Genomic DNA, 18,000 nt, shown 5'->3' with positions numbered 1-18,000 from the left:
GTAAGAGGACTAAAAAAACAAATATTAATGAGGAATGAGAAAATGCGCTAATGTGAGGGATATTTACTTATATAAGTGAACAAATTGATGTCATAGATAAAATAAGATAAATAATACTCTTAATTTTAAATAGAATAAGCTTCAGCGGAGACATTGCTCCGCAGAAGCTTATAAATAGTGATTAAATATTAGAGTAAAGATCATTTTCCAATAGATTGTAAACTGATTAATTCATATCAAATTATGGGAAAACAATAATATTGATATCTCTATTATTTGCTGTTGCTGTATTAACATTTGTTGCTGTTGATACATAAACGCGAACAGAATAAGTGCTTGTTGTTGTTTCTGCTGCTGTATCAACTTGAGTAGAAGCTATAGGGAATCTTTGTGTTCCAGCATCTGCACCTGAAATCAAAAGTGTTCTGGTATCAATTAGTGTAGAATCTCTATACAATCTAATCTCTAAGTCGATAAGCCAATCTGCATTTGTAACAGCTTCCACTGCGAGTGCATAATCAATTTTCAAATTTTCACCGACTTCAACAGGAACATCAACAGTTATTACTGTATATTCATCATCTGCAGGTAATATCGAAGTTGAGCCAACTACTTCATTGAATGAAAGAGTTGGGACATCTGCAGCAGGACCAGTTGGACCAGTGACTCCAGTAGCCCCAGTTGGCCCAGTAGGTCCAGTTGCTCCAGTCGCGCCAGTAGGTCCCGTAGCCCCAGTTGGCCCTGTTGGCCCAGTAGGTCCTGTTACGCCGGTAGCACCAGTTGGACCGGTAGCACCCGTCGCACCAGTAGGTCCAGTAGCACCAGTAGGTCCGGTCACACCAGTAGCACCAGTAGCCCCCGTCGCACCTGTTGGACCAGTCGGCCCGGTTTCACCAGTAGCTCCAGTCGGTCCAGTCACGCCGGTCGCTCCGGTAGGCCCAGTAGCTCCAGTAGCCCCAGTAGGTCCAGTTGCACCAGTTGGACCTGTTGGCCCAGTTGCACCGGTTGGCCCAGTCACGCCAGTAGGCCCGGTCACACCAGTAGCACCGGTAGCCCCAGTCGGACCGGTCGCTCCAGTTGGTCCGGTCACACCAGTAGGTCCAGTTACACCAGTCGGACCAGTAGCGCCGGTCGGCCCAGTAGGACCTGTTGGTCCAGTAGGTCCCGTAGCGCCGGTAGGTCCAGTTGCGCCGGTCGCACCAGTCGGTCCAGTAGCCCCTGTAGCCCCAGTTGGCCCAGTCGGTCCAGTAGCCCCAGTAGGTCCTGTTGGACCAGCTGCTCCAGTCGGTCCAGTCACACCAGTCGCGCCAGTCGGTCCAGTAGAACCGGTCGGCCCAGTAGCTCCAGTTGGACCTGTGACACCGGTTGGCCCTGTTGGACCAGTTGCACCGGTTGGCCCAGTAGGTCCAGTCACGCCAGTAGGCCCAGTAGCTCCAGTTAGCCCAGTTGCACCGGTAGCCCCAGTTGGACCTGTTGCTCCGGTAGGTCCAGTGGAACCCGTCGGACCGGTAGCCCCAGTAGCTCCAGTAGCTCCGGTAGTTCCCGTTGCGCCAGTCGCGCCAGTAGGTCCTGTAGCGCCCGTAGGTCCGGTAGTACCAGTTGGTCCCGTAGCTCCGGTAGGTCCAGTAGCGCCTGTAGCTCCAGTAGGTCCAGTCACACCAGTAGGTCCAGTAGCTCCGGTTGGACCTGTTGCTCCAGTAGAACCAGTAGTTCCCGTAGCGCCAGTAGGTCCGGTAGTACCAGTAGGTCCGGTAGGTCCGGTCGGTCCAGTCGGTCCAGTCACGCCAGTAGGCCCAGTAGCTCCAGTTAGCCCAGTTGCACCGGTAGCCCCAGTTGGACCTGTTGCTCCGGTAGGTCCAGTGGAACCCGTCGGACCGGTAGCCCCAGTAGCTCCAGTAGCTCCGGTAGTTCCCGTTGCGCCAGTCGCGCCAGTAGGTCCTGTAGCGCCCGTAGGTCCGATAGTACCAGTTGGTCCCGTAGCTCCGGTAGGTCCAGTAGCGCCTGTAGCTCCAGTAGGTCCAGTCACACCAGTAGGTCCAGTAGCTCCGGTTGGACCTGTTGCTCCAGTAGAACCAGTAGTTCCCGTAGCGCCAGTAGGTCCGGTAGTACCAGTAGGTCCGGTAGGTCCGGTCGGTCCAGTCGGTCCGGTCACACCAGTCGGTCCAGTAGCCCCGGTTGGGCCAGTTGCACCAGTTGGTCCAGTCACGCCAGTAGGTCCAGTCGGCCCAGTCGCGCCAGTAGCGCCGGTAGGTCCGGTTACACCAGTAGGTCCAGTCACGCCAGTAGGTCCAGTCGGCCCAGTCGCGCCAGTAGCGCCGGTAGGTCCGGTTACACCAGTAGGTCCAGTCACGCCAGTAGGTCCAGTCGGTCCAGTCGCTCCAGTTGCACCGGTTGGACCAGTTTCACCAATTGGTCCAGTAGCCCCGGTCACACCAGTGGCACCGGGAGAACCAGTAGCCCCAGTTGGCCCAGTTGCACCAGTCGGACCAGTAGCGCCGGTCGGCCCAGTAGGACCTGTTGGTCCAGTAGGTCCCGTAGCGCCGGTAGGTCCAGTTGCGCCGGTCGCACCAGTCGGTCCAGTAGCCCCTGTAGCCCCAGTTGGCCCAGTAGGTCCAGTCACACCAGTAGCACCTGTAACGCCGGCAGGTCCAGTTACGCCAGTAGCCCCGGTAACACCGGTCGGTCCAGTAGCCCCAGTAGGTCCAGTTATACCAGTAGGCCCAGTAGCACCAGTTGGCCCGGTAGCCCCAGTAGGTCCGGTAGTACCAGTAGGTCCAGTAGCGCCGGTAGGTCCGGTAGTACCAGTAGTACCAGTAGGTCCCGTAGCCCCAGTTGGCCCTGTTGGCCCAGTAGGTCCTGTTACGCCGGTAGCACCAGTTGGACCGGTAGCACCCGTCACACCAGTAGGTCCAGTAGCACCAGTAGGTCCGGTCACACCAGTCGCCCCAGTTGCACCGGTTGGCCCTGTGACACCGGTTGGCCCAGTCGGTCCAGTAGCGCCGGTCGGCCCAGTTTCACCAGTCGGACCGGTAGCCCCAGTAGCTCCAGTAGCTCCGGTAGTTCCCGTTGCGCCAGTCGCGCCAGTAGGTCCTGTAGCGCCCGTAGGTCCGGTAGTACCAGTTGGTCCCGTAGCTCCGGTAGGTCCAGTAGCGCCTGTAGTGCCAGTAGGTCCGGTAGTACCAGTAGGTCCGGTAGGTCCAGTAGCGCCTGTAGCTCCAGTAGGTCCAGTCACACCAGTAGGTCCAGTAGCTCCGGTTGGACCTGTTGCTCCAGTAGAACCAGTAGTTCCCGTAGCGCCAGTAGGTCCGGTAGTACCAGTAGGTCCGGTAGGTCCGGTCGGTCCAGTCGGTCCGGTCACACCAGTCGGTCCAGTAGCCCCGGTTGGGCCAGTTGCACCAGTAGCACCGGTAACGCCGGCAGGTCCAGTAACGCCAGTAGCCCCGGTAGGCCCAGTCGCGCCAGTTGGTCCAGTCACGCCAGTAGGTCCAGTCGGCCCAGTCGCGCCAGTAGCGCCGGTAGGTCCGGTTACACCAGTAGGTCCAGTCACGCCAGTAGGTCCAGTCGGCCCAGTCGCGCCAGTAGCGCCGGTAGGTCCGGTTACACCAGTAGGTCCAGTCACGCCAGTAGGTCCAGTCGGTCCAGTCGCTCCAGTTGCACCGGTTGGACCAGTTTCACCAATTGGTCCAGTAGCCCCGGTCACACCAGTGGCACCGGGAGAACCAGTAGCCCCAGTTGGCCCAGTTGCACCAGTCGGACCAGTAGCGCCGGTCGGCCCAGTAGGACCTGTTGGTCCAGTAGGTCCCGTAGCGCCGGTAGGTCCAGTTGCGCCGGTCGCACCAGTCGGTCCAGTAGCCCCTGTAGCCCCAGTTGGCCCAGTAGGTCCAGTCACACCAGTAGCACCTGTAACGCCGGCAGGTCCAGTTACGCCAGTAGCCCCGGTAACACCGGTCGGTCCAGTAGCCCCAGTAGGTCCAGTTATACCAGTAGGCCCAGTAGCACCAGTTGGCCCGGTAGCCCCAGTAGGTCCGGTAGTACCAGTAGGTCCAGTAGCGCCGGTAGGTCCGGTAGTACCAGTAGTACCAGTAGGTCCCGTAGCCCCAGTTGGCCCTGTTGGCCCAGTAGGTCCTGTTACGCCGGTAGCACCAGTTGGACCGGTAGCACCCGTCACACCAGTAGGTCCAGTAGCACCAGTAGGTCCGGTCACACCAGTCGCCCCAGTTGCACCGGTTGGCCCTGTGACACCGGTTGGCCCAGTCGGTCCAGTAGCGCCGGTCGGCCCAGTTTCACCAGTCGGACCAGTAGCGCCGGTAGGTCCAGTTGTGCCAGTTAGACCTGTTGGCCCAGTAGGTCCCGTAGCTCCGGTTGGACCTGTTACACCAGTAGGCCCAGTTGCACCAGTAACGCCGGTAAGTCCAGTTGCGCCAGCAGGTCCAGTAGGTCCGGTAGTTCCCGTTGCGCCAGTAGCGCCAGTCGGACCAGTAGCCCCGGTTGGGCCAGTTGCACCAGTAGAACCAGTAGGTCCGGTCGCACCAGTCGGTCCAGTAGGTCCAGTTGAACCAGTTGCTCCAGTTACACCAGTTGACCCAGTCGGCCCAGTCGCTCCAGTTGGCCCAGTTGCTCCGGTAGCACCAGTTGGTCCAGTAGCTCCGGTTGGACCTGTTGCTCCAGTAGCTCCAGTCGGTCCTGTCACGCCAGTTACTCCTGTCGGACCGGTAGCACCAGTTGGACCTGTTGGTCCAGTAGCCCCGGTAGGTCCAGTCGCTCCGGTTGGCCCTGTAACGCCGGCAGGTCCAGTTACGCCAGTAGCCCCGGTAACACCGGTCGGTCCAGTCGCGCCGGTTGGTCCAGTTGCACCAGTCGGTCCAGTCGCTCCAGTAGGACCAGTTTCACCAATTGGTCCAGTTGGCCCAGTAGCTCCGGTCGGTCCAGTAGCCCCAGTAGGTCCAGTTATACCAGTCGGCCCAGTAGCACCAGTTGGCCCGGTTAGCCCTGTGACACCGGTTGGCCCAGTCGGTCCAGTCGCGCCGGTAGGTCCGGTAGTACCAGTAGGTCCAGTTGCGCCGGTCGCACCAGTCGGTCCAGTAGCCCCAGTAGGACCGGTAGGCCCAGTCGGACCAGTCGCTCCGGTTGGCCCTGTGACACCGGTTGGCCCAGTCGGTCCAGTAGCGCCGGTAGGACCAGTTTCACCAGTCGGTCCAGTCGCGCCAGTAGGTCCAGTGGCTCCAGTAGGTCCAATAGGTCCGGTAGCGCCAGTCGCGCCAGTCGGTCCGGTAGTACCAGTTGGTCCCGTAGCTCCGGTAGGTCCAGTAGCTCCAGTGGCTCCAGTCGGTCCAGTTGGTCCAGTTGCACCGGTTGGACCCGTCACACCAGTAGGCCCAGTAGGTCCCGTAGCGCCCGTAGCCCCCGTCGCACCTGTTACACCAGTCGCGCCAGTAACGCCGGTAGGCCCAGTAGGTCCAGTCGCGCCGGTTGGACCTGTTGCTCCAGTAGCTCCAGTCGGTCCAGTCGCGCCAGTAGGTCCGGTAGTACCAGTTGGTCCCGTAGCTCCGGTAGGTCCAGTAGCTCCAGTAGCTCCAGTGGCTCCAGTGGCTCCAGTCGGCCCAGTCGCGCCAGTAGCGCCGGTAGGTCCGGTTGTGCCAGTTAGACCTGTTGGCCCAGTAGGTCCCGTAGCTCCGGTTGGACCTGTTACACCAGTAGGCCCAGTTGCACCAGTAACGCCGGTAAGTCCAGTTGCGCCAGCAGGTCCAGTAGGTCCGGTAGTTCCCGTTGCGCCAGTAGCGCCAGTCGGACCAGTAGCCCCGGTTGGGCCAGTTGCACCAGTAGAACCAGTAGGTCCGGTCGCACCAGTCGGTCCAGTAGGTCCAGTTGAACCAGTTGCTCCAGTTACACCAGTTGACCCAGTCGGCCCAGTCGCTCCAGTTGGCCCAGTTGCTCCGGTAGCACCAGTTGGTCCAGTAGCTCCGGTTGGACCTGTTGCTCCAGTAGCTCCAGTCGGTCCTGTCACGCCAGTTACTCCTGTCGGACCGGTAGCACCAGTTGGACCTGTTGGTCCAGTAGCCCCGGTAGGTCCAGTCGCTCCGGTTGGCCCTGTAACGCCGGCAGGTCCAGTTACGCCAGTAGCCCCGGTAACACCGGTCGGTCCAGTAGCCCCAGTAGGTCCAGTTATACCAGTCGGCCCAGTAGCACCAGTTGGACCGGTTGGCCCTGTGACACCGGTTGGCCCAGTCGGTCCAGTAGCGCCGGTAGGTCCGGTAGTACCAGTAGGTCCCGTAGCGCCGGTAGGTCCAGTTGCGCCGGTCGCACCAGTCGCTCCGGTTGGACCTGTTACACCAGTAGGCCCTGTTGGCCCAGTTGCACCGGTTGGCCCAGTCACGCCAGTAGGCCCGGTCACACCAGTAGCACCGGTAGCCCCAGTCGGACCGGTCGCTCCAGTTGGTCCGGTCACACCAGTAGGTCCAGTTACACCAGTCGGACCAGTAGCGCCGGTCGGCCCAGTAGGACCTGTTGGCCCAGTCGGTCCAGTAGCCCCAGTAGGTCCTGTTGGACCAGCTGCTCCAGTCGGTCCAGTCACACCAGTCGCGCCAGTCGGTCCAGTAGAACCGGTCGGCCCAGTAGCTCCAGTTGGACCTGTGACACCGGTTGGCCCTGTTGGACCAGTTGCACCGGTTGGCCCAGTAGGTCCAGTCACGCCAGTAGGCCCAGTAGCTCCAGTTAGCCCAGTTGCACCGGTAGCCCCAGTTGGACCTGTTGCTCCGGTAGGTCCAGTGGAACCCGTCGGACCGGTAGCCCCAGTAGCTCCAGTAGCTCCGGTAGTTCCCGTTGCGCCAGTCGCGCCAGTAGGTCCTGTAGCGCCCGTAGGTCCGGTAGTACCAGTAGGTCCGGTAGGTCCAGTAGCGCCTGTAGTGCCAGTAGGTCCGGTAGTACCAGTAGGTCCGGTAGGTCCAGTAGCGCCTGTAGCTCCAGTAGGTCCAGTCACACCAGTAGGTCCAGTAGCTCCGGTTGGACCTGTTGCTCCAGTAGAACCAGTAGTTCCCGTAGCGCCAGTAGGTCCGGTAGTACCAGTAGGTCCGGTAGGTCCGGTCGGTCCAGTCGGTCCGGTCACACCAGTCGGTCCAGTAGCCCCGGTTGGGCCAGTTGCACCAGTAGCACCGGTAACGCCGGCAGGTCCAGTAACGCCAGTAGCCCCGGTAGGCCCAGTCGCGCCAGTTGGTCCAGTAGAACCAGTCGGTCCGGTTGCCCCTGTAGCGCCAGTTGGACCAGTCGCACCAGTAACGCCTGTAGCACCAGTCGGTCCAGTCGCGCCGGTTGGTCCAGTTGCACCAGTCGGTCCAGTCGCTCCAGTAGGACCAGTTTCACCAATTGGTCCAGTTGGCCCAGTAGCTCCGGTCGGTCCAGTAGCCCCAGTAGGTCCAGTTATACCAGTCGGCCCAGTAGCACCAGTTGGCCCGGTTAGCCCTGTGACACCGGTTGGCCCAGTCGGTCCAGTAGCGCCGGTTGGCCCAGTAGCTCCAGTAGAGCCAGTTGGCCCAGTTGCACCGGTAGGTCCAGCTGCGCCCGTAGCCCCAGTCGGTCCAGTAGCGCCAGTAGGTCCGGTAGCGCCCGTAGCCCCCGTCGCACCTGTTGGACCAGTCGGCCCAGTAGCCCCAGTCAGCCCAGTCGCGCCAGTAGGTCCGGTAGTACCAGTTGGTCCCGTAGCTCCGGTAGGTCCAGTAGCGCCAGTAGGACCCGTCACACCAGTCGGCCCAGTAGGTCCAGTCACACCAGTAGGTCCTGTTTCACCAGTTGGCCCGGTAGTTCCAGTAGGTCCGGTAGCGCCTGTAGCGCCAGTAGGTCCAGTAGCCCCGGTTGGGCCAGTTGCACCAGTAGGTCCAGTGGAACCAGTCGGACCGGTAGCCCCAGTAGCTCCAGTCGGTCCGGTAGCCCCAGTTACTCCAGTTGGCCCAGTTGCACCAGTAACGCCTGTAGCCCCAGTCGGTCCAGTCACGCCCGTTGGCCCAGTCGCACCCGTTGGCCCAGTCGCACCAGTCGGTCCAGTAGCCCCAGTTGGCCCTGTTGACCCAGTCGGCCCAGTGGCTCCAGTAGGTCCAGTTGCACCGGTTGGCCCAGTAGGTCCAGTTGCGCCGGTCGCACCAGTTGGCCCAGTGGCTCCCGTCGGTCCAGTAGAGCCAGTAGGTCCGGTAGTACCAGTTGGTCCCGTAGCTCCGGCAGGTCCAGTTGCTCCAGTCGGCCCAGTAGACCCAGTTGCTCCAGTTGGACCTGTGACACCGGTTGGCCCAGTAGATCCGGTAGGTCCAGTCGGTCCGGTTACACCTGTCGGACCGGTAGCACCAGTCACACCAGTCGCGCCGGTAGGTCCGGTCGTACCAGTCGGTCCAGTCGCTCCGGTTGGACCTGTTGCTCCAGTCGCGCCGGTCGGCCCAGTTGCACCAGTAGGTCCGGTTACACCTGTCGGACCGGTAGCACCAGTCACACCAGTAGGTCCAGTAGCACCAGTAGAGCCGGTCGGTCCGGTCGCACCAGTCGGTCCAGTTGCGCCCGTAGCCCCCGTCGGTCCAGTAGCCCCGGTAGGTCCAGTCGCTCCGGTTGGACCTGTTGCTCCAGTAGCTCCAGTCGGTCCGGTAGCCCCAGTCGCGCCAGTAGGCCCAGTAGCCCCGGTTGGGCCAGTAGCACCAGTAGGTCCAGTGGAACCCGTCGGACCGGTAGCGCCGGTAGGTCCAGTTGAACCCGTCGGCCCAGTAGCCCCCGTCGGACCGGTCGCTCCAGTTGGACCAGTTGCTCCGGTAGCCCCAGTTGGTCCGGTAGCACCGGTAGCCCCAGTAGGTCCAGTGACACCAGTAGGTCCAGTTGAACCAGTTGCTCCAGTTGACCCGGTAGCACCGGTCGGTCCAGTGACACCAGTAGGTCCAGTCACACCGGTAGGACCAGTTACACCGGTAGGACCAGTTACACCGGTAGGACCAGTTACACCGGTAGGACCAGTTACACCAGTAGGTCCAGTGGCTCCAGTCGGCCCAGTAGGTCCGGTTGCTCCAGTCGGTCCAGTCACACCAGTCGCGCCAGTCGGTCCAGTAGAACCGGTCGGCCCAGTAGCTCCAGTTGGACCTGTGACACCGGTTGGCCCTGTTGGACCAGTTGCACCGGTTGGCCCAGTAGGTCCAGTCACGCCAGTAGGCCCAGTAGCTCCAGTTAGCCCAGTTGCACCGGTAGCCCCAGTTGGACCTGTTGCTCCGGTAGGTCCAGTGGAACCCGTCGGACCGGTAGCCCCAGTAGCTCCAGTAGCTCCGGTAGTTCCCGTTGCGCCAGTCGCGCCAGTAGGTCCTGTAGCGCCCGTAGGTCCGGTAGTACCAGTAGGTCCGGTAGGTCCAGTAGCGCCTGTAGTGCCAGTAGGTCCGGTAGTACCAGTAGGTCCGGTAGGTCCAGTAGCGCCTGTAGCTCCAGTAGGTCCAGTCACACCAGTAGGTCCAGTAGCTCCGGTTGGACCTGTTGCTCCAGTAGAACCAGTAGTTCCCGTAGCGCCAGTAGGTCCGGTAGTACCAGTAGGTCCGGTAGGTCCGGTCGGTCCAGTCGGTCCGGTCACACCAGTCGGTCCAGTAGCCCCGGTTGGGCCAGTTGCACCAGTAGCACCGGTAACGCCGGCAGGTCCAGTAACGCCAGTAGCCCCGGTAGGCCCAGTCGCGCCAGTTGGTCCAGTAGAACCAGTCGGTCCGGTTGCCCCTGTAGCGCCAGTTGGACCAGTCGCACCAGTAACGCCTGTAGCACCAGTCGGTCCAGTCGCGCCGGTTGGTCCAGTTGCACCAGTCGGTCCAGTCGCTCCAGTAGGACCAGTTTCACCAATTGGTCCAGTTGGCCCAGTAGCTCCGGTCGGTCCAGTAGCCCCAGTAGGTCCAGTTATACCAGTCGGCCCAGTAGCACCAGTTGGCCCGGTTAGCCCTGTGACACCGGTTGGCCCAGTCGGTCCAGTAGCGCCGGTAGGTCCGGTAGTACCAGTAGGTCCAGTTGCGCCGGTCGCACCAGTCGGTCCAGTAGCCCCAGTAGGACCGGTAGGCCCAGTCGGTCCAGTCGCTCCGGTTGGCCCTGTGACACCGGTTGGCCCAGTCGGTCCAGTAGCGCCGGTAGGACCAGTTTCACCAGTCGGTCCAGTCGCTCCGGTTGGACCTGTTGCTCCAGTCGCGCCGGTCGGCCCAGTTGCACCAGTAGGTCCGGTTACACCTGTCGGACCGGTAGCACCAGTCACACCAGTAGGTCCAGTAGCCCCGGTAGGACCAGTTGGCCCAGTAGGTCCAGTCACACCAGTAGCGCCAGTCGGTCCAGTAGAACCGGTCGGCCCAGTAGGTCCAGTAGCACCAGTTGGACCTGTTGCTCCAGTAGAACCAGTTGGTCCAGTCGGTCCGGCCACACCAGTAGGGCCAGTAGCCCCAGTAGGTCCTGTTGGACCAGCTGCTCCAGTCGGTCCAGTCACACCAGTCGCGCCAGTCGGTCCAGTAGAACCGGTCGGCCCAGTAGCTCCAGTTGGACCTGTGACACCGGTTGGCCCTGTTGGACCAGTTGCACCGGTTGGCCCAGTAGGTCCAGTCACGCCAGTAGGCCCAGTAGCTCCAGTTAGCCCAGTTGCACCGGTAGCCCCAGTTGGACCTGTTGCTCCGGTAGGTCCAGTGGAACCCGTCGGACCGGTAGCCCCAGTAGCTCCAGTAGCTCCGGTAGTTCCCGTTGCGCCAGTCGCGCCAGTAGGTCCTGTAGCGCCCGTAGGTCCGGTAGTACCAGTTGGTCCCGTAGCTCCGGTAGGTCCAGTAGCGCCTGTAGTGCCAGTAGGTCCGGTAGTACCAGTAGGCCCAGTAGGTCCAGTAGCGCCCGTAGGCCCAGTAGGTCCGGTAGGTCCAGTAGAGCCGGTTGAACCAGTAGCCCCAGTAGTCCCGGTCGGTCCAGTTACACCAGTAGGTCCAGTCACACCGGTTGGACCCGTCACACCAGTCGGCCCAGTCGGCCCAGTAGCGCCCGTAGTCCCCGTCGCGCCAGTTGGACCAGTTTCACCAGTTGGTCCGGTAGTCCCCGTCGGTCCGGTAGAACCAGTTGGTCCCGTAGCTCCGGCAGGTCCAGTAGCTCCAGTCGCGCCGGTCGGCCCAGTTATACCAGTCGCGCCAGTTGGCCCCGTAGCACCAGTTGGTCCAGTCGCGCCAGTTGGCCCCGTAGCACCAGTTGGCCCCGTAGCACCAGTTGGTCCAGTCGCGCCAGTTGGTCCAGTCGCTCCGGTTGGACCTGTTGCTCCAGTCGCGCCGGTCGGCCCAGTTGCACCAGTAGGTCCGGTTACACCTGTCGGACCGGTAGCACCAGTCACACCAGTAGGTCCAGTAGCACCAGTAGAGCCGGTCGGTCCGGTCGCACCAGTCGGTCCAGTTGCGCCCGTAGCCCCCGTCGGTCCAGTAGCCCCGGTAGGTCCAGTCGCTCCGGTTGGACCTGTTGCTCCAGTAGCTCCAGTCGGTCCGGTAGCCCCAGTCGCGCCAGTAGGCCCAGTAGCCCCGGTTGGGCCAGTAGCACCAGTAGGTCCAGTGGAACCCGTCGGACCGGTAGCGCCGGTAGGTCCAGTTGAACCCGTCGGCCCAGTAGCCCCCGTCGGACCGGTCGCTCCAGTTGGACCAGTTGCTCCGGTAGCCCCAGTTGGTCCGGTAGCACCGGTAGCCCCAGTAGGTCCAGTGACACCAGTAGGTCCAGTTGAACCAGTTGCTCCAGTCGGTCCGGCCACACCAGTAGGGCCAGTAGCCCCGGTAGGACCAGTTACACCAGTAGGCCCAGTAGCTCCAGTCGCGCCGGTTGGCCCAGTAGCTCCAGTAGAGCCAGTTGGCCCAGTTGCACCGGTAGGTCCAGCTGCGCCCGTAGCCCCAGTCGGTCCAGTAGCGCCAGTAGGTCCGGTAGCGCCCGTAGCCCCCGTCGCACCTGTTGGACCAGTCGGCCCAGTAGCCCCAGTCAGCCCAGTCGCGCCAGTAGGTCCGGTAGTACCAGTTGGTCCCGTAGCTCCGGTAGGTCCAGTAGCGCCAGTAGGCCCCGTAGAACCAGTTGGTCCAGTTGCGCCCGTAGCCCCCGTCGGTCCAGTCACGCCAGTTACTCCTGTCGGACCCGTAGCTCCAGTCGGTCCAGTCACGCCAGTCGCTCCAGTAGGCCCGGTCACACCAGTAGCACCGGTAGCACCAGTAGCCCCCGTCGCACCTGTTGGACCAGTCGGCCCGGTTTCACCAGTAGCTCCAGTCGGTCCAGTCACGCCGGTTGCTCCGGTAGGCCCAGTTGGTCCAGTAGCCCCAGTAGGACCCGTCACACCAGTCGGCCCAGTAGGTCCAGTCACACCAGTAGGTCCTGTTTCACCAGTTGGCCCGGTAGTTCCAGTAGGTCCGGTAGCGCCTGTAGCGCCAGTAGGTCCAGTAGCCCCGGTTGGGCCAGTTGCACCAGTAGGTCCAGTGGAACCAGTCGGACCGGTAGCCCCAGTAGCTCCAGTCGGTCCGGTAGCCCCAGTTACTCCAGTTGGCCCAGTTGCACCAGTAACGCCTGTAGCCCCAGTCGGTCCAGTCACGCCCGTTGGCCCAGTCGCACCCGTTGGCCCAGTCGCACCAGTCGGTCCAGTAGCCCCAGTTGGCCCTGTTGACCCAGTCGGCCCAGTGGCTCCAGTAGGTCCAGTTGCACCGGTTGGCCCAGTAGGTCCAGTTGCGCCGGTCGCACCAGTTGGCCCAGTGGCTCCCGTCGGTCCAGTAGAGCCAGTAGGTCCGGTAGTACCAGTTGGTCCCGTAGCTCCGGCAGGTCCAGTTGCTCCAGTCGGCCCAGTAGACCCAGTTGCTCCAGTTGGACCTGTGACACCGGTTGGCCCAGTAGATCCGGTAGGTCCAGTCGGTCCGGTTACACCTGTCGGACCGGTAGCACCAGTCACACCAGTCGCGCCGGTAGGTCCGGTCGTACCAGTCGGTCCAGTCGCTCCGGTTGGACCTGTTGCTCCAGTCGCGCCGGTCGGCCCAGTTGCACCAGTAGGTCCGGTTACACCTGTCGGACCGGTAGCACCAGTCACACCAGTAGGTCCAGTAGCACCAGTAGAGCCGGTCGGTCCGGTCGCACCAGTCGGTCCAGTTGCGCCCGTAGCCCCCGTCGGTCCAGTAGCCCCGGTAGGTCCAGTCGCTCCGGTTGGACCTGTTGCTCCAGTAGCTCCAGTCGGTCCGGTAGCCCCAGTCGCGCCAGTAGGCCCAGTAGCCCCGGTTGGGCCAGTAGCACCAGTAGGTCCAGTGGAACCCGTCGGACCGGTAGCGCCGGTAGGTCCAGTTGAACCCGTCGGCCCAGTAGCCCCCGTCGGACCGGTCGCTCCAGTTGGACCAGTTGCTCCGGTAGCCCCAGTTGGTCCGGTAGCACCGGTAGCCCCAGTAGGTCCAGTGACACCAGTAGGTCCAGTTGAACCAGTTGCTCCAGTTGACCCGGTAGCACCGGTCGGTCCAGTGACACCAGTAGGTCCAGTCACACCGGTAGGACCAGTTACACCGGTAGGACCAGTTACACCGGTAGGACCAGTTACACCGGTAGGACCAGTTACACCAGTAGGTCCAGTGGCTCCAGTCGGCCCAGTAGGTCCGGTTGCTCCTGTAGGGCCCGTAGCACCAGTTACACCAGTCGGGCCAGAAGCCCCAGTAGGTCCGGTTACACCGGTCGGCCCTGTGGCACCAGTCACACCGGTAGGACCAGTTACACCAGTCGGTCCAGTAGCTCCAGTTGGCCCGGTTGCTCCAGTAGCCCCGGTTGCTCCAGTAGCCCCGGTAGGTCCAGTCGCTCCGGTTGGACCTGTTGCTCCAGTAGCTCCAGTCGGTCCGGTAGCCCCAGTCGCGCCAGTAGGCCCAGTAGCCCCAGTCGGCCCAGTAACGCCAGTAGCCCCAGTCGGCCCAGTAACGCCAGTCGCTCCGGTCGGCCCAGTAGGTCCAGTAGCGCCCGTAGGCCCAGTAGGTCCGGTAGGTCCAGTAGAGCCGGTTGAACCAGTAGCCCCAGTAGTCCCGGTCGGTCCAGTTACACCAGTAGGTCCAGTCACACCGGTTGGACCCGTCACACCAGTCGGCCCAGTCGGCCCAGTAGCGCCCGTAGTCCCCGTCGCGCCAGTTGGACCAGTTTCACCAGTTGGTCCGGTAGTCCCCGTCGGTCCGGTAGAACCAGTTGGTCCCGTAGCTCCGGCAGGTCCAGTAGCTCCAGTCGCGCCGGTCGGCCCAGTTATACCAGTCGCGCCAGTTGGCCCCGTAGCACCAGTTGGTCCAGTCGCGCCAGTTGGTCCAGTTGCACCGGTTGGACCCGTCACACCAGTAGGCCCAGTAGGTCCCGTAGCGCCCGTAGCCCCCGTCGCACCTGTTACACCAGTCGCGCCAGTAGGTCCAGTTGCTCCAGTTGGACCTGTTGGCCCAGTCGGTCCAGTTGCGCCAGTTGGACCAGTCGCCCCAGTCGGTCCGGTAGAACCAGTAGGTCCGGTAGCGCCTGTAGCGCCAGTTGGGCCAGTCGCACCAGTCGGTCCAGTTGGTCCAGTCGCACCGGTAGGCCCTGTTGGACCAGTAGGTCCTGTTGAACCAGTTGCTCCAGTCGGTCCGGTAGCGCCAGTCGCGCCAGTCGGTCCGGTAGTACCAGTTGGTCCCGTAGCTCCGGTAGGTCCAGTAGCTCCAGTGGCTCCAGTCGGTCCAGTTGGTCCAGTTGCACCGGTTGGACCCGTCACACCAGTAGGCCCAGTAGGTCCCGTAGCGCCCGTAGCCCCCGTCGCACCTGTTACACCAGTCGCGCCAGTAACGCCGGTAGGCCCAGTAGGTCCAGTCGCGCCGGTTGGACCTGTTGCTCCAGTAGCTCCAGTCGGTCCAGTCGCGCCAGTAGGTCCGGTAGTACCAGTTGGTCCCGTAGCTCCGGTAGGTCCAGTAGCTCCAGTAGCTCCAGTGGCTCCAGTGGCTCCAGTCGGCCCAGTCGCGCCAGTAGCGCCGGTAGGTCCGGTAGCCCCAGTTGGCCCAGTTGCACCGGTAGGTCCGGTAGCCCCAGTTGGCCCAGTTGCACCGGTAGGCCCAGTAGCTCCAGTAGGCCCAGTCGGTCCAGTCGCTCCGGTTGGACCTGTTGGACCAGTGGCTCCAGTCGCCCCGGTTGGGCCAGTTGCACCAGTAGCACCGGTAACGCCGGCAGGTCCAGTAACGCCAGTAGCCCCGGTAGGCCCGGTCGCTCCAGTAGGTCCAGTAGGTCCAGTGACACCAGTAGGTCCAGTTGAACCAGTTGCTCCAGTTGACCCGGTAGCACCGGTCGGTCCAGTGACACCAGTAGGTCCAGTCACACCGGTAGGACCAGTTACACCGGTAGGACCAGTTACACCGGTAGGACCAGTTACACCGGTAGGACCAGTTACACCAGTAGGTCCAGTGGCTCCAGTCGGCCCAGTAGCCCCGGTTGGGCCAGTAGCACCAGTAGGTCCAGTGGAACCCGTCGGACCGGTAGCGCCGGTAGGTCCAGTTGAACCCGTCGGCCCAGTAGCCCCCGTCGGACCGGTCGCTCCAGTTGGACCAGTTGCTCCGGTAGCCCCAGTTGGTCCGGTAGCACCGGTAGCCCCAGTAGGTCCAGTGACACCAGTAGGTCCAGTAATGCCGGTAGGACCAGTTACACCAGTCGGTCCTGTCACGCCAGAAGGCCCAGTTGCACCGGTTGGACCCGTCGCACCAGTCGGTCCAGCGGCTCCAGTTGGACCTGTTGGTCCAGTAGCACCGGTAGGCCCGGTCACTCCAGTAGGTCCGGTTACACCAGTCGGCCCGGTAGCCCCAGTGGGTCCAGTTATACCAGTCGGCCCAGTTGCTCCGGTTGGCCCAGTAGATCCTGTTACGCCGGTTGCACCCGTTGGACCGGTAGCACCAGTCGCGCCAGTAACGCCGGTAGGCCCAGTAGCCCCAGTCGGACCAGTTGACCCAGTCGGCCCAGTGGCGCCAGTAGGTCCGGTAGTACCAGTTGGTCCCGTAGCTCCGGCAGGTCCAGTTGCTCCAGCAGAACCAGTAGGTCCAGTCGCACCAGTTGCGCCGGTAGGACCAGTTTCACCAGTAGGTCCAGTCGCGCCAGTTGGACCTGTTGCTCCAGTAGCTCCAGTCGGTCCGGTAGCCCCAGTCGCGCCAGTAGGCCCAGTAGCCCCGGTTGAACCAGTAGCCCCAGTAGTCCCGGTCGGTCCAGTTACACCAGTAGGTCCAGTCACACCGGTTGGACCCGTCACACCAGTCGGCCCAGTCGGACCAGTAGCGCCCGTAGTCCCCGTCGCGCCAGTTGGACCAGTTTCACCAGTTGGTCCGGTAGTCCCCGTCGGTCCGGTAGAACCAGTTGGTCCTGTAGCTCCGGCAGGTCCAGTAGCTCCAGTCGCGCCGGTCGGCCCAGTTATACCAGTCGCGCCAGTTGGCCCCGTAGCACCAGTTGGTCCAGTCGCGCCAGTTGGCCCAGTAGCGCCAGAAGGTCCAGTTGGCCCAGTAGCTCCGGTAGGACCGGTCGCACCAGTCGGTCCAGTCGCTCCGGTTGGACCTGTTACACCAGTAGGTCCAGTTGCGCCAGCAGGCCCAGTAGGTCCGGTAGTTCCCGTTGCGCCAGTAGCGCCAGTCGGACCAGTAGCCCCGGTTGGGCCAGTTGCACCAGTAGGTCCAGTGGAACCCGTCGGACCGGTAGCCCCAGTAGCTCCGGTAGCACCTGTTACACCAGTAGGTCCGGTCGCTCCAGTAGGTCCGGTAGCGCCCGTAGCCCCCGTCGCACCTGTTGGACCAGTAGGCCCAGTTGCTCCAGTAGGCCCAGTCGCGCCGGTAGGTCCGGTCGTACCAGTCGGTCCAGTCGCTCCGATTGGACCTGTTGCTCCAGTCGCGCCGGTCGGCCCAGTTGCACCAGTAGGTCCGGTTACACCTGTCGGACCGGTAGCACCAGTCACACCAGTAGGTCCAGTAGCCCCAGTAGGTCCGGTCGGTCCCGTCGGCCCACCAGAAGCCCCCGTGGGTCCAGTCGGTCCAGTAGGCCCGGTAGGTCCAGTCGGTCCAGTAGGCCCAGTCGGCCCAGTCGGCCCGGTAGGCCCAGTAGGTCCAGAAGGTCCAGTTGGCCCAGAAGGTCCGGTCGGACTAACAGGACCTTCTAAAATAGATACATCATCAACTAGAACTTCAGCACCGCCAGCTAAAGTGTTTTTGCTGATAGACAAAATGGCAAGGTCTGTTCCAACGGGTGCTGTAATTGTTGTTCCAAAAGCTTTATACCAGACACCTCCAATCACATCAGGAAGGCTGCTTTCTGGAATACTTATTACAAGACCTGTTCCAAGAAAACTAAATGCGTTATCAAAATATGAAAGAACGATAGATATTACAGGATTGGGGGATGCTCCTAATTTTGCTAGATAAGCACTAACTTCTACAGGTTGGCTGAAATCTCCATAAATAGTTTGATATATAACTGATGTTCCATTTTGCAATTGCGCAGAATAAGTTCCTGTGTGGCTGAATAAAGATGTTATGGTTGCTTCAACAGCGTCCCACGGAGGGAAGGTCCCAGTTTCAAAACTACCATTTACTATAAGTTCAGTAGCCATTTTTATATTCACATCCTTAATTTCTTTGTTAAGACAGCTAGGACTAATATTAGATTATGCTATTTAGAACACTTATGTTCAGAATATATTTGATACTTGGGCTTATGTATGTTGAGAAAGAGTATATATATTTAAAAAACTAAATAGATGGAATGTGTCATTATTGAAATAACAAGCATATATATATAAGTAAACCAATTTAAACATATATCAATCATTTATAAAAATGAAAATCAGACCTGTATTCATTTATGTTAACTATTGTTCAGAACTTGATTATAGGTAATAAAAGATAAGGGAACCAAGCTACTTAATTTTCCTATTAAAAAATAAAGTGTGGGATTATTAAAGTAAAACATGCAGCAAGTATTAGTAAATTTGTATGCAGATATACTTTTTTTGTGTGAAAGCCATTAAATTATTAAAATGAGGAGGCT

The 18,000-nt window shown here is 61.0% G+C and carries 1 protein-coding gene; it reads right to left on the bottom strand.

Annotated elements, in window-relative coordinates:
- Window positions 1-241 precede the first annotated feature (241 nt).
- Window positions 242-17,563, bottom strand: coding sequence for an NTTRR-F1 domain (locus EHE19_RS18955; RefSeq protein WP_190530419.1), 17,322 nt, complete (start codon window positions 17,561-17,563; stop codon window positions 242-244).
- Window positions 17,564-18,000: the final 437 nt, after the last annotated feature.

It is taken from the genome of Ruminiclostridium herbifermentans, from assembly GCF_005473905.2.
Taxonomy (GTDB): domain Bacteria; phylum Bacillota; class Clostridia; order Acetivibrionales; family DSM-1351; genus Ruminiclostridium; species Ruminiclostridium herbifermentans.
The sequence above is the reverse complement of the archived record's forward strand: the minus strand, read 5'-3'. Positions and strand labels throughout refer to the sequence as shown.

Coding starts and splice junctions, on each gene's coding strand:
- EHE19_RS18955 (WP_190530419.1), bottom strand. CDS start 17,563: ATGGCTACTGAACTTATAGTAAATGGTAGTTTTGAAACTGGGACCTTC.